The organism is Polaromonas sp. P1_H6, assembly GCF_056405195.1.
In genome coordinates, this window is sequence record NZ_JBFUCN010000052.1 from 1 (window position 1) to 12,512 (window position 12,512).

The following is a 12,512-nucleotide window of genomic DNA, read 5'->3' on the forward strand; positions in this document are numbered from 1 at the left end:
GCAGTCTGGGTCCCTACGCTTCGCTTCGGGCAACCTGCGGTGCTCGACTACGGCGGGGTCTCGCGCAAACTCGCTTCGCTCAGACAAGCGCGATCCCTGATCCGCCTACGTCTGCGCTCCTCGGCCCAGCCAGGACGGGGCAATCGGGATCGGGAGCGGGGACAGAAGATACCAAGAAGACCAATACAAACAAGGACTCGCCAAGGCGAGTCCTTGTTTCTTTGCATTCGGTAATTGGTATTCCTTCCCCACCCCTTGTGGATGCGCCGAGGAGCGCAGGTTCAGGCGGATCAGGGATCGCGTTGTCTGAGCCGAAGGCGAGTTTAGCGAGACCCCGCCTGAACCGAGCACCGCAGGTTGCCCGCAGCGAAGCGGAGGGACGCAGCAACCAGGGTCGCCTTTCTTTTGCTTACTTTTCTTTGGCGAAGCAAAGAAAAGTGAGTTGCTGCCGGCAACCCCGGCCAGCAAGATCAAGAGAAGGGCACTCCGCCGGAGCAAGACCGGGCTTCGACACATAACCCCAGGGCCACGGCGGCGCAGCCCCGGAGTAACCGCCACCGACCACACCCTAAGCCACAGTCCTACAAAGGAGATCCCCACCCACGCGGATGCTCAACCTTTCCCTAGCTGGTCTAATCACAAAGGTGACCCCCCATGAACAATCCCGACCCCCTCACGGTTTCCCGTCGAGGCCTGCTGATTGCGGGCGCCGCCTCGGCGGCCGTCAGCTCACTTCCCAAGGACACGATGGCCGCCACTGAACCCCCTTCCGCAACCGCCGGCACCGTACCCACCGCCCGCGTCACGATCGAGGTGAACGGCAAGGCGCACACGCTGAACCTCGACACCCGCACCACGCTGCTCGACACCCTGCGCGAGCACCTGCACCTGACCGGCACCAAAAAAGGCTGCGACCACGGCCAGTGCGGGGCCTGCACCGTGCTGGTCGACGGCCAGCGCATCAACTCCTGCCTCACGCTGGCGGTAATGCACGAGGGTGCCAAGGTCACCACCATCGAAGGCCTGGGCACGCCGCGCCAGCTGCATCCCATGCAGGCGGCCTTCGTCAAGCACGATGGCTACCAGTGCGGCTACTGCACGCCGGGGCAGATCTGCTCGGCGGTCGGCATGCTTGATGAGATGCGGCGCGGCGTCCCCAGCCACGTCAGCGCCGACCTCAACACCCGCCCCGTGCTGTCGGCCGACGAGCTGCGCGAGCGCATGAGTGGCAACCTCTGCCGCTGCGGCGCCTATTCCAATATCGCCGAGGCGATTACCGAAGTCGCGGGGGTGGCGACATGAAACCCTTTACTTATGAGCGCGTGCGCACCCCGGCCGAGGCCGCGAAGGCCGTCATGCGCCATGCCAACGCCAAGTTCATCGCCGGCGGCACCAACCTGCTGGACCTGATGAAGCTGCAGATCGAGGCGCCGGCCCACCTGGTGGACGTCAACGGCCTGGCCTTCGACAAGATAGAAGCCACGCCCGAGGGTGGGCTGCGCATAGGCGCGCTGGTGCGCAACACCGCGCTGGCCGCCGACGAGCGCGTGCGGCGCGACTACGGCGTGCTGTCGCGTGCGCTGCTGGCCGGGGCCTCGCCCCAGCTGCGCAACAAGGCCACCACCGCCGGCAACTTGCTGCAGCGCACGCGCTGCCCCTATTTCTACGACACCGACCAGCCCTGCAACAAGCGCCAGCCCGGCAGCGGCTGCAGCGCCATCGGCGGCCACACGCGCCAGCACGCGGTCCTCGGCGCCAGCCAGGCCTGCATCGCCACCCACCCCAGCGACATGGCCGTGGCTATGCGCGCGCTCGACGCCACGGTGGAAACCGTGCGGCCCAACGGCCAGGCCCGCGTCATCCCGATTGCCGACTTCCACCGCCTGCCCGGCGACACGCCGCACATCGAGACCGCGCTGGAGTCCGGCGAACTCATCACCTCGGTGAGCCTGCCCAAGCCGGTGGGTGGCACCCACATCTACCGCAAGGTGCGCGACCGCGCCTCTTACGCCTTCGCGCTGGTCTCCGTGGCCGCCATCGTGCAGCCCGGCGGCGCTGGCCGCGTCGCGCTGGGCGGCGTGGCGCACAAGCCCTGGCGCGTCGAGGCCGCCGAGGCCGCGATGCCGCAGGGCGCCAAGGCCGTGGCCGCCGGCCTGCTGGCCGGCGCCCAGCCCACACCCGACAACGCCTTCAAGCTGACCCTGGTCGAGCGCACGCTCGCCGCCGTGCTGGCCCAGGCAAGGAGCGCAGCATGAAATTCGACACCCCCGCCACCACCAACCCGATAGACCAGCTCAAGGTCATCGGCAAACCCACCGACCGCATCGACGGCCCGCTCAAGACCAGCGGCGGCGCGCCCTACGCCTATGAGCGCCACGACGCCGTGCCCGACCCGGCCTATGGCTACATCGTCGGCGCCGGCATCGCCAAGGGCCGTATCGCCTCCATGGACCTGGACGCGGCGCGCGCCTCGCCCGGCGTGCTGGCCATCGTCACCGCGCGCAACGCCGGCAAGCTCGGCAAGGGCAGGTTCAATACCGCCAAGCTGCTGGGCGGCCCCGAGATAGACCACTACCACCAGGCGCTCGCGGTGGTCGTCGCCAAGACCTTCGAGCAGGCGCGCGCCGCCGCCCAGCTGATCAAAATCCAGTACGAGCGCACGCCCGGCAAGTTCGACCTGGCCGCCGCAAAAGCCAGCGCACCGCTGGCCAAAGCCTCCGACTTCGGCGGCACGCCCGAGTCCAAAATCGGCGACTTCGCGGGCGCCTTCGCCGCCGCGCCGGTGCAGCTCGACGCCACCTACACCACGCCCGACCAGTCGCACGCCATGATGGAGCCGCACGCCTCCACGGCCGCCTGGCAGGGCGACAAGCTCACGCTCTGGACGGCCAACCAGATGATCGACTGGAGCGTCGGCGACATGGCCGCCACGCTGGGCATCCCCAAAGAGAACGTGCGCCTGGTCTCGCCTTTTATCGGCGGCGGCTTCGGCGGCAAGCTGTGGGTGCGGGCCGACGCCTTGCTGGCCGCACTCGGCGCGCGCGCGGCCGGGCGCCCCGTCAAGGTCGCGCTGCAGCGGCCGCTGATGGCGAACAACACCACGCACAGGCCGGCCACCATCCAGCGCATACGCCTGGGCGCCGGCCGCGACGGCAAGCTCACCGCCATGGCGCACGAGGGCTGGTCCGGCGACCTGCCCGAAGGCCAGCCCGAAACCGCGGTGAACCAGTCGCGCCTGCTGTACGCCAGCGCCAACCGCTTCACCGCCACGCGCCTGGCCGTGCTCGACCTGCCCGAGGGCAACGCCATGCGCGCGCCCGGCGAAGCGCCCGGCCTGATGGCGCTTGAAATCGCCATGGACGAGATGGCCGAGAAGCTGGGCCTGGACCCGATCGAGTTCCGCGTCCGCAACGACACCCAGGTCGACCCCGAGCAGGCCGGCCGGCCTTTTTCGCAGCGCCGCCTGGTTGAATGCCTGCGCCTGGGCGCCGAGCAGTTCGGCTGGAACCGGCGCAAGGCGCAGCCCGCGCAGGTGCGCGAGGGCCGCTGGCTGGTCGGCATGGGGGTCGCCGCTGCCTTCCGCAACAACCTGACCATGAAGTCCGCCGCGCGCGTGCGGCTCGACAAGAACGGCATCGTCACGGTGGAAACCGACATGACCGACATAGGCACCGGCAGCTACACCGTCATCGCACAGACCGCCGCGGAAACCATGGGCGTGCCGCTCGAAAAAGTGCTGGTGCGCCTCGGCGATTCGGCCTTCCCGGTCTCCTGCGGCTCCGGCGGGCAGTGGGGCGCCAACAGCTCCACCTCAGGCGTCTACGCCGCCTGCATGAAGCTGCGCGAAACCATCGCCCAAAGCGCCGGCATCACCGCACCCGACGCGGTCTTTGCCGACGGCATGCTGCACGCCGGCGGCCGCTCCATCCCGCTCGCGCAGATCGCCGGCGACAAGGGCCTGGTGGCCGAAGACTTCATGGAATACGGCGACCTCGACAAAAAATACCAGCAGTCGACTTTTGGCGCGCATTTTGTGGAAGTGGGTGTGGACGCCGCCACCGGCGAGATCCGCGTGCGCCGCATGCTAGCCGTCTGCGCCGCAGGCCGCATCCTCAACCCCAAGGCCGCGCGCAGCCAGGTCATAGGCGCCATGACCATGGGCGTCGGCGCCGCGCTGATGGAAGAACTCGTGGTCGATAAGCGCCATGGCTTTTTTGTGAACCACGACCTCGCGGGTTATGAGGTGCCGGTGCATGCCGACATTCCGCACCAGGAGGTGGTCTTCCTGGATGAGACTGATCCTATGTCCTCGCCTATGAAGGCCAAGGGGGTGGGGGAGCTTGGGATTTGTGGGATTGCCGCTGCAGTTGCCAATGCGGTGTACAACGCGACTGGCGCGCGGGTTCGGGATTATCCGATTACGCTCGACAAGCTGCTGGAGCGCTTGCCTGCGGTGGATTGAGGGCCGGAGCGCAGAAGCCCCGTCATGCCGCGGGAATAGGCCCCGCGGAAGCCACCAAACCCTTCGCTTCTTCAAGCTCCGCATGCTCGAAGGCAGGCGCAAAGTCCTCAAGCTCCCTGGGCAAAAGGCCCACCTCGCTTGAAACGGCGACAGTCCGCCACTGGACGACCGCCGTCACCACTTCAGCCAGGATGCGCAGGGCATCCGCGGGCGCCAGTTCAAAGCGCGCGGCTTGCGCCAGCAACTGGCCCACCGAGGTGATGGCCCCCGTGTCCTCGGTCAACCAGGTTTTGGACTCACGCTCTTTGTCCGGGAAGGGGTTCAGGTCAAACGCCGGCGCCAGGCGCCACAGGTTTTTGTCCACATACAGGAAGCCGATGTTCTGCAGGTGGTCGTCGACGTTGGTGATCAGCAGGTTGAACACCAGCCGGCGCCAGAGTTGCCGCGTGTCATTGGCGAATTCAACGACCTTGGAGCGCATCGCGTCCACCACTTCCGCGTAGGCGCGCTCGTCATTGCGGGCGGCCTGCAGCAAGGTCGCGCCCGACATATAAGGAATCCGCCCGTTGTCCGCGGTGCGGTCAAAGCGCCGGATGAGTGCCACCGGTTCGCCCTGCACCATCACCACGCGCGCCCTGGCGGTGTCAATGCCGGCCTTTTCCGCCAGGCGCAAGGCCAAAACCTCTCCGCGCGTCACGCTGCGTTCGTCCTGAACACTCGGAAACTTTCCCATGGCCAGCCAGCCGTCGCTGTCCACCACCGTGCACTTCGGGCGCATCCCGCCCAGGGAGGTGCCCTTGCCCTGCAGGTACTTCAGGTCGGCGGCCGATTCCTTGTTGAGCTCCACCGCGCGCGACGCGCTCAGTATTTTTTCAAGCTCCAGCAGGGGCGGGGTGGCGCGCTGGCCTTCTTCGGTGACGCGCAGGTAGCCTCGCTTCGCATCGTGCAGGCGCAGCGCGCCGATACGGCTAAAGTCGTCCACCGCGCACAGGTAGTCCAGCTCCGTCAGGGCACCCAGCGCCGGGTTGTCCTTGCGCTCTTTCGCATGCGCCCGCGCGATCACCCGGCGGCCCCATGCGTCCGGCTCGGTGTCCGCCAAGGCCATGAAGAAGCAGGAGTCGTCCTTGCCGGGGGCTTTTCGGGCCTGGAAGCCCTGCACCCGTTGCAGGTCTGTAGAGATGTCAAACGCACGCGCTTGCGTGAGCCATGCCGGCGCATACGCGAACTGCGAGAACTCCCGCTGGCCGGACTTCACATAAACCAGCTTGCCCACCGGCAGCTCGTCGCGCCCGATCAACACATCCAGCTCCGCCTTGCCGACTGGCTCGGGTGTCCTGGATTTTTTGAGGGTGGCCATGGGTGCTTCCTTGGGGGCAGATCAGAAAGCGCCGCTATCGGCCCTGGCCTTGGGCAGGCGCGCGCGGCGCGGCACCTTCTCATCCATCAGTGCCAGGCCAATGGCGTCTTGCTGTGTGTCCAGCAATTGGTCCAGCGCCCCCAGCCCGCCCAGCACCTGAAGGGTTCGCGCCAGGTGTTGCAGCGCGGTACCGGGGTGGCCCGCCTCCATGCGCCGCACGGTGTTCACCGACGCGCCTATGCGCTCCGCCAACGCTGCCTGGGAGAGGTTGCGGCGCAGCCGCGCCAGGCTGATGTTCTGGCCAAGGCGCTGGAGGGTCCGGTCAACGGGTAAAGGGCTTGGTGTCATGAGAAATAACTATCTAAATATGACTGTTTAAATTAATTAAAGTGCCAAATAAAGATGATTATCTGTTTTTAGTCAAAATTCATCAATCAATTTTTCAGAAATAACCAAATATGGATCATTAAATGATTTGTATATCCAAATATAGGTGTTTATATGGGATTTGTGGTGCTACCAGTGGCGCCGCACTGATTGTGCACCGTATGCGCGGGGAACTGGTGGCTTTGTTCCTCGGGGACTACAGGGCGCGGGCTACAGGCTTGGCCGGCGCCGCTTTTGATTGTCCATTGAAGGGAGTTGTCCACTCATATTGGGCAAATAGGCGTGGCCGCGATTGCTGGGCCGCTGGTGCGGATGGAGGAGTTGTCCGAGGCCTTGAAGGCGACGGCCGATGAGATTCGGGCGGCCAGTGGGGCTTCTGGGATGTTTAAGAAGAGGGCTTAGGAAGACGCCAGAGTACAGTTTTGACATGAAGGTGTTGAATTGCACTGAAGTCTGACCCGAGTTTTCCATCGAATATTGACCCACACTCTTTGTGAGCAGAAGGTGCTCACGATGTGGATAAGTTCTTGGTTTTCTCCTTTTTGGGCTGAGTCTGTGTGGATCTGCCTCAAAGTGCGCCGCTGTTTCCGCGATTTTGTTGCCTCGGTCACTAGCCAGGTGGCCAGCTTCTCGGCGTAGGGATCGAGCTTGCTAGGGGTTGCCCGCCTTTGGTAGCTAGGCTCGCTCTCTTCCGATCGCAGGTGCTTCTTCACTGTGTTGCGAGCCAGGCCTGTACGCCTTGAGATCTCGCGGATGGACATCTGATCCCTCAATGCCCATCGCCTGATGACATTCAATGTCGCCACGTCTATCACTCCTAATTTCCCCTGCTTTTAAAACAAGCAGGGTAGTGCCTACGTGGGTCAGTTTTGGATGGAAATTACTGCGCTAAGTGGATCAGATTTCGACGGAATTCAACAGGCTGTAAACCCTACTGACACTGAACCAAAGGAAATCACCATTGGCGGGAGTCGATTTGGCACGAGCTTTGATGTCATAGATAGGGCTTGTAGCCCCGCCAAAGGTAACCGCAGTCGTCTGGCTAAGCGTCACAGCGTGAATTGGAATCTCGAAGAATTGGCAGAACTTTTGCAGTTGATTTCAGCATCTATGCAAAATGTTATTAGTTATTTGAAGTCATATAACGGCGCTTCGCCTCCATACACAGTAGCTCTTCCGAACAACCTAAGTTTTCCAAGTGTTCTCTCGGAATCGTTCGTGCTTACAGAAGCTGTTCACGATGCAATTCCCACCTCCCTAGAAGAGGTCAAAGTAGCTGACGATAGAAATCGCGCGAGGAGAGCGCGAAATGAAAAGGCTCCAGGCGCCGAGGAGTGAAAAGTCCACGTCCTCAGGCACGCTAAACCGAACAACCGTCAAGTCTCCGCCTGGGCATTTCCCCCCACAAACGGAACCGCCCCCTCCACCGTCTCCCAAATAAACCGCCCCGAGGGACTGCTCTGCTCCTCGACGATATGCGACACCAGCCCCGCCGCACGCGAAATCACGGCAAAGCCGCGCATCACGGCAGTCGGCACCCCCATCTCCCCCAGCAACGCCGCCACAGCCCCGGTCGCATTGATCGTGATGGGCCGGCCCGCGACCGCATCAACCGCCGCCGAGAGCCGCTCCAGCGCGCGTATCTTGTCGCCGGCCAGTTCGGGTTCGGCTCGGGCTAAATCGAGCAGCTTGTAGGCGCGCGGGTCTACCGGTTTGTGCAGGTGGTGGCCGAAGCCAGGTATCGGGCTTTTGAGGTTTTTGTAATGTTGGGCGATGGTTAAGGCTTCGGCTTCTGGGTCTGCGGCCGATGCAATGCGGTCCAGCAGGCCTGAGCAGTTTTCCATGGTGCCGACGAAGGAACTGCCGACGGCCAGCAGGCCGGCAGCCACTGCGCCTTGCAGGTTTTCGGGGGCGCTCATATAGACCAAGCGGGTGGCGATGGCGCTGGGGGTGAGGCCGTGTTCCATCAAGACAATCAGCACCGCGTCGGTGATGCGCAGGTCTACGCCGCGCGGGGTGCGGTTCAGGATCTGCATGAGCATGACTTCGGTGAACGTCTTTTTGCCCATCAGGTCTTGGACCAGGTCGGCGTTGCGGTAGCGCAGGCTGGTCAGCGTGTGGGTGCACAGGCTGGTGACGGGTTTGGCTTGGGACTTTTTGGCGCTGGTCATGGGAAGTCTTTCATTCATCAGGCAGCCGCGGTCGCCGCAGCGGCGGCCAGGGCTTGTTCGCGCACGGCGCTTTTCAGGACCTTGCCGACCGGCGAACGCGGCAGGGTGTCGTGGAAGTGGATCAGCTTCGGTGTCTGCACCGGGCCCAGGCGTTCGCGCACAAAGGCGATCAGCTCGGCGGCTGTGGCCTGCCGGCCGGCGCGCAGCTGCACGGCGGCGTGCACGGCTTCGCCCCATTTGTCGTCGGGGATGCCGAAGACGGCGCATTCATGCACGGCGGGGTGCTGGCCCAGCGCGTTCTCGACGTCGACGGGGTAGACGTTAAAGCCGCCGGTGATGACCAGGTCCTTGAGCCTGTCCTTGAGGTAGAGGTAGCCGCGCTCGTCGATCAGGCCGCGGTCGCCGGTGTGCAGCCAGCCGTCGACGATGGTTTCGGCGCTCAGGCCGGGCAGGCGCCAGTAGCCCGACATCAGCAGGTCGCCGCGCGCCACGACTTCGCCGACCTCGCCGGTGGGCAGCAGCTTGCCGCCGGGCGCCATGATGGCGACGTCGCTGAACCAGGTGGAGCGGCCCACGGCGGCCCAGTTGCGTTCGTCCTCAAAATCTTCGGGCCGCATCACCGTCAAAATTTGCGGGGCCTCGGTCTGGCCGTAGGTGGTGCCCAGCACCGGGCCGAAGAAGTTGCGGACTTCGCGGATTTTTTCAGGCGGCATGGGGGCGCCGCCGTAGATCAGGCGGCGCAGATTCGGGAAGTCGGCGCGCGAGGCGCCGGGCAGGGCCATCAGCATATAGACCAGCGTGGGCGGCATGAAGCTCACGGTGCCGCCCTTGTCCTTGAAGGCGGCGCGCACCGCCTCGGCGCCCGCGCCGGCCAGCAGCACATGGCGGCCGCCCTGGGCCAGTACGGGCAAGAGGTAAGTCGAGGTGCCGTGCGTGACGGGCGCGGCCACCACATAACGTTCATGCTCGTCAAAACCCCAGGCGTTGATCTGGTTTGTGATGTTGGCCATCCACGCGCGGTAGGTCTGCATCACGCCCTTGGGCGCGCCCGTGGTGCCGCCGGTGAACTTGATGGCCTGGGTGGCTTCGGGCGGCAGGATAAAGCTGGGGCGTGGCGCGCCCGCGTGCCGTGCGCTGAGCGCGGCGATGTTGGGCGTCCCGTCATTGCCGACCACGCCGCAGTGGATGCGCTGGCCGGGCGCGCCCTCGAGCAGCGGGGCGCCATCGGCGTCCATGACGAGGATGGACGGCTCGGTCGCGTCGACGATGCGGCGGACTTCCCCCCGTGTGCTTTTGGGGTTCAGCGGCACCCACACCTTGCCGCAGGCCAGCACGGCCAGCAGCGCGGCGATGTGTTCGCTGCTGTTGCCGGCGCAGATCGCGACGCGGCTTTGCGGGGCCGGGTCACGCTCGACCAGTGCGGCCGCGAGGGCCGAGACCCAGGCCGCGAGCGCGCCGTAGCGCAGCGTGCCTTCGGGCGCGTCGATGGCGATGCGCTCGGGCCAGCGCTCGGCGGTGCGCCAGAAAAAATCAATCGGGTTCATGCGGGGTGTTCTCTCTTGCGGGGTTGCTGGTTGCTTATTCAGCGCGCGCGCCGGACTGCTTGACGACCTCGCGCCAGCGTTTGGCTTCCGACAGCGTCCAGCTGCGCATCTGCGCGGGCGTGCCGGGCTCGGGCGTGGCCGCGAGGTTGAGCAGGCGCTGGCGCACCTCGGGCAGGGCCAGCACCTTGAGCAGCTCGGTGTTGACGCGCGTCACCACGGCCTGCGGCGTGCCGGCCGGCCCGGCGATGCCGAACCAGGATTGCACGTCAAAACCCGGGAAACCCGACTCGGCCACGGTGGGCACTTCGGGCAGCAGCGGCGAGCGCTGGGGGCTGGTGATGGCAATCGCCTGCAGCTTGCCGCCGCGCACATGGGGCAGGGCCGAGGGCGCGTTGTCGAACATGGATTGCACCTGGCCGCCCAGCAGGTCGGTCACGGCGGGCGCGCTGCCGCGGTAGGGCACATGCAGCATGGGTACCTTGGCCGCCATCTTGAAGAGCTCGCCCGAAAGGTGGATGGACGAGCCGCTGCCGGCCGACGCGAAGGTGATGCCGTTGGGCGAGGACTTGGCGAAGCTCACGTAGTCGGCCAGGGTCTTGATGGGCAGCTGCGGATTCACCACCAGGATGTTGGGCACCTTGGCGATCAGGCCCATGGGCTCGAAGTCTTTCAGCGGGTCGTAACCCAGCTTGTCGTAGAGCGAGGCATTGATGGTGTTGGCGATGGTGTAGACGTAAAGCGTGTAGCCGTCGGCCGGCGCGCGCGCGACGACCTCGGCGCCCACATTGCTGTTGGCGCCCGCGCGGTTGTCAACCAGGATGGGCTGGCCCAGCTGCTTGCCGAGCTCGACCGCGACAATGCGCGCGATCACGTCGGTAGCGCCGCCGGCCGCGTAGCCGACGACCAGCTTGATGGGTTTGCTGGGCCAGGCTGCTGCGGGCTGGGCCTGGGCGGGCAGGGCGGCCGTGAAGGCGAGGGCGGCAAGAAGGGCGCTGAGGACGAGCCGGCGGCGGAAAGGGGTGTTCTGCAAATTCACGGTATATGTCTCCTGTTGTAGGTATGCGCTGCGTGTGCGGTGCTTGTGCCGGGCCTGGGCCGGCAACAGGGGGAAATTCTTGACCAGGCCGTCCCGCGCGACAAACCCGAACGTCCGGCCAGCGGACGTTCTATAGTCCCATGCCATGGCCTCTCGCTCTTCAAAATCCTCAGCATCCTCCGCCTCCTCTGATGTCATCGAAGCAGCCGAGCCGGTTGAATCAGCCGACGACGGCGGCAGCCGCACGCTGCGCCGCGGCCTGCAGCTGCTGGATGCCGTGCTGCAAAGCGGCCGTGAAGGTTTGCGCGTGGTCGACCTGTGCCGCGCGGCGGGCCTGGAGCGCGCCACGGTGTACCGCCTGCTGGCGACGCTGCTCGAGGCCGGCTATGTCGCGCCGCGCGGCCGCTTCCGTTATGTCGCCGGGCCGCGCCTGGCGCAGCTGCAGGCGCCGCCGCCTTCACCTTCGGATTTTGCGGCGCGCCTGCAGCCGGTGCTGGCGCGCGTGAGCCAGGCCTGCGGCGACGCGGCCTTCGCCATCGTGCGCGAGGGCGCGGCCTCGCACTGCATCGCACGCCAGGTCGGCACCCACCCGGTGCAGATGCTGGTGATCCAGGTCGGCACACGCCAGCCCTTGGGCGTGGGCGCAGCCGGCCTGGCCTTGCTGGCCGCGCTGCCCGAAGAAGACGCGGCGGCAGTGATTGCCGCCAATGCGCCGGTGCTGGGGCGTTATGGCGGCATGACGCCGGAGCGGATGGGGATTCTGGTGCGCGCCACGCGGGAACGGGGGTGGGCTGTGATTGGGAATCACGCTACTGAGGGGGTGCTGGCTGTGGGCGTGGCTGTGGCTGGGCGGGATGGCAGCCCGGCTGCTGCGATCAGTGTGGCTTCTACTATGGAGAGGATGCCTCGGGCCAGGCAGGGGTTGATTGTTCGTTCCATGCGGGAGGCGCTTGGGGTGCTGCTCCCCGAGGGCTTGTAGGCCGCTCGTAGAACATTGCGATGCGGCGTTGACGCCGGGTCTTGCTCCGGCGGTGTGCGCTCTTCTGAGTGTTGCTGGCCGGGGGTAGCCCGGCGGCTACTCACTTTTCTTTTGCTTCGCCAAAAGAAAAGTAAGCAAAAGAAAAGGCGACCCTGGTTGCTGCGTCCCTTCGCTTCGCTACGGGCAACCTGCGGTGCTCGGTCCAGACGGGGTCTCGCTAAACTCGCTTCGCTCAGACAACGCGATCCCTGATCCGTCTGGCCCTGCGCTCCTCGGCGCATCCACAAGGGGTGGGGAAGGAATACCAATACCTAAGAAACAAGGACTCGCCTTGGCGAGTCCTTGTTTGTATTTGTCTTCTTTGTGTTTCCGTTTTCTGTCTTCTTTCTTTCCCCGTTCCCGATTGCCCCGTCCTGGCTGGGCCGAGGAGCGCAGACGTAGGCGGATCAGGGATCGCGTTGTTTGAGGTTCTATATTTGTTGTCAAACAGTTTTCGGCAGCAGCTTGGCCGGATCCCAGGGCTGACCCGTCTTCCAGACGGCAAACGCCACCCGCAACAGCTTTCGCCCGAGGATG

10 protein-coding genes and 1 pseudogene are annotated in these 12,512 nt (G+C 65.2%); 5 read left to right on the forward strand and 6 right to left on the reverse strand.

Annotated features, from left to right (window positions below):
* Positions 1 to 654 precede the first annotated feature (654 nt).
* From paoA to paoC, 3 genes are read left to right on the forward strand one after another with little or no spacing between them, the layout of a single operon-like run.
* Positions 655 to 1,302, forward strand: coding sequence for an aldehyde dehydrogenase iron-sulfur subunit PaoA (paoA, locus tag AC1D1F_RS24365; protein ID WP_477677760.1), 648 nt, complete (start codon positions 655 to 657; stop codon positions 1,300 to 1,302).
* Complete coding sequence (locus tag AC1D1F_RS24370) at positions 1,299 to 2,255, forward strand: FAD binding domain-containing protein (protein ID WP_477677761.1); 957 nt, start codon at positions 1,299 to 1,301, stop codon at positions 2,253 to 2,255. Before paoA ends, AC1D1F_RS24370 begins: the two co-directional genes overlap by 4 nt.
* Positions 2,252 to 4,462, forward strand: coding sequence for an aldehyde oxidoreductase molybdenum-binding subunit PaoC (gene paoC / locus AC1D1F_RS24375; protein ID WP_477677762.1), 2,211 nt, complete (start codon positions 2,252 to 2,254; stop codon positions 4,460 to 4,462). The genes AC1D1F_RS24370 and paoC overlap by 4 nt, the downstream gene beginning before the upstream one ends.
* 22 nt (positions 4,463 to 4,484) lie before the next feature.
* On the opposite strand, the gene AC1D1F_RS24380 is transcribed toward paoC, so the two are convergent.
* The 3 genes and pseudogenes from AC1D1F_RS24380 to AC1D1F_RS24390 form a co-directional block, all read right to left on the reverse strand.
* Entirely contained in the window at positions 4,485 to 5,819 is a 1,335-nt protein-coding gene (locus AC1D1F_RS24380) for a type II toxin-antitoxin system HipA family toxin (protein WP_477677763.1), read from the reverse strand.
* A gap of 21 nt (positions 5,820 to 5,840) precedes the next feature.
* A complete protein-coding gene (locus AC1D1F_RS24385) occupies positions 5,841 to 6,167 on the reverse strand; it encodes a helix-turn-helix domain-containing protein (RefSeq protein ID WP_477677764.1) in 327 nt (108 codons plus the stop codon).
* Between the two features lie 575 nt (positions 6,168 to 6,742).
* Positions 6,743 to 7,021, reverse strand: a pseudogene (locus tag AC1D1F_RS24390) (IS21 family transposase); the annotation flags it as partial.
* 58 nt (positions 7,022 to 7,079) lie between these two features.
* Between AC1D1F_RS24390 and AC1D1F_RS24395 the strand changes: the two are divergent.
* Positions 7,080 to 7,544: a hypothetical protein gene (locus AC1D1F_RS24395; RefSeq protein ID WP_477677765.1), complete on the forward strand. Its 465-nt coding sequence runs from the start codon at positions 7,080 to 7,082 to the stop codon at positions 7,542 to 7,544.
* A 38-nt stretch (positions 7,545 to 7,582) separates the two neighbouring features.
* On the opposite strand, the gene AC1D1F_RS24400 is transcribed toward AC1D1F_RS24395, so the two are convergent.
* The 3 genes from AC1D1F_RS24400 to AC1D1F_RS24410 are packed head-to-tail and all read right to left on the reverse strand — an operon-like array spanning position 7,583 to position 10,957.
* Positions 7,583 to 8,377: a citryl-CoA lyase gene (locus tag AC1D1F_RS24400; protein ID WP_477696614.1), complete on the reverse strand. Its 795-nt coding sequence runs from the start codon at positions 8,375 to 8,377 to the stop codon at positions 7,583 to 7,585.
* Positions 8,378 to 8,394: 17 nt separating this feature from the next.
* Positions 8,395 to 9,921: a class I adenylate-forming enzyme family protein gene (locus AC1D1F_RS24405; protein ID WP_477696613.1), complete on the reverse strand. Its 1,527-nt coding sequence runs from the start codon at positions 9,919 to 9,921 to the stop codon at positions 8,395 to 8,397.
* Positions 9,922 to 9,955: 34 nt separating this feature from the next.
* Complete coding sequence (locus AC1D1F_RS24410) at positions 9,956 to 10,957, reverse strand: tripartite tricarboxylate transporter substrate binding protein (RefSeq protein ID WP_477679021.1); 1,002 nt, start codon at positions 10,955 to 10,957, stop codon at positions 9,956 to 9,958.
* 145 nt (positions 10,958 to 11,102) lie between these two features.
* On the opposite strand from AC1D1F_RS24410, the gene AC1D1F_RS24415 reads away from it, so the two are divergent.
* A complete protein-coding gene (locus tag AC1D1F_RS24415) occupies positions 11,103 to 11,936 on the forward strand; it encodes an IclR family transcriptional regulator (protein ID WP_477696612.1) in 834 nt (277 codons plus the stop codon).
* Positions 11,937 to 12,512 lie beyond the last annotated feature (576 nt).

Coding starts and splice junctions, on each gene's coding strand:
- paoA (WP_477677760.1), top strand. CDS start 655: ATGAACAATCCCGACCCCCTCACGGTTTCCCGTCGAGGCCTGCTGATT.
- AC1D1F_RS24415 (WP_477696612.1), top strand. CDS start 11,103: ATGGCCTCTCGCTCTTCAAAATCCTCAGCATCCTCCGCCTCCTCTGAT.
- AC1D1F_RS24395 (WP_477677765.1), top strand. CDS start 7,080: ATGGAAATTACTGCGCTAAGTGGATCAGATTTCGACGGAATTCAACAG.
- AC1D1F_RS24405 (WP_477696613.1), bottom strand. CDS start 9,921: ATGAACCCGATTGATTTTTTCTGGCGCACCGCCGAGCGCTGGCCCGAG.
- AC1D1F_RS24380 (WP_477677763.1), bottom strand. CDS start 5,819: ATGGCCACCCTCAAAAAATCCAGGACACCCGAGCCAGTCGGCAAGGCG.
- paoC (WP_477677762.1), top strand. CDS start 2,252: ATGAAATTCGACACCCCCGCCACCACCAACCCGATAGACCAGCTCAAG.
- AC1D1F_RS24385 (WP_477677764.1), bottom strand. CDS start 6,167: ATGACACCAAGCCCTTTACCCGTTGACCGGACCCTCCAGCGCCTTGGC.
- AC1D1F_RS24370 (WP_477677761.1), top strand. CDS start 1,299: ATGAAACCCTTTACTTATGAGCGCGTGCGCACCCCGGCCGAGGCCGCG.
- AC1D1F_RS24400 (WP_477696614.1), bottom strand. CDS start 8,377: ATGACCAGCGCCAAAAAGTCCCAAGCCAAACCCGTCACCAGCCTGTGC.